The organism is Cupriavidus sp. SIMBA_020, from assembly GCF_046535395.1.
Taxonomy (GTDB): Bacteria; Pseudomonadota; Gammaproteobacteria; order Burkholderiales; family Burkholderiaceae; genus Cupriavidus; species Cupriavidus campinensis.
This window is the reverse complement of the sequence record NZ_JAWRWU010001120.1, coordinates 1-254: the sequence shown is the minus strand read 5'-3', so window position 1 is coordinate 254 and position 254 is coordinate 1. Positions and strand designations below refer to the sequence as shown.

Sequence of the window (254 nt, the reverse complement as noted above, 5' to 3'; positions counted from 1 at the left end):
CCACGCTGCCGCCAGCGGTGGCGGAAGAAGTCGCCGACGTCGCCGTGCGCGCCTACCGCGCGCTGGGCTGCGAAGGCTGGGGTCGCGCCGACTTCATCCTGGATGCCGACAACCGCCCCTGGCTGCTGGAAATGAATACTTCGCCCGGCATGACGAGCCATTCGCTGGTTCCCATGGCCGCCCGCGCCACGGGGATGAGCTACGCCGATCTGTGCGTGGCGATCCTGGCCGACGCTTCGTGCAAAGTGCACAGC

General features: G+C 68.5%; 1 pseudogene. It reads left to right on the top strand.

What is annotated here, in order from left to right:
• A pseudogene (locus SB751_RS33005) lies at positions 1 to 254 on the top strand (D-alanine--D-alanine ligase); the annotation flags it as partial.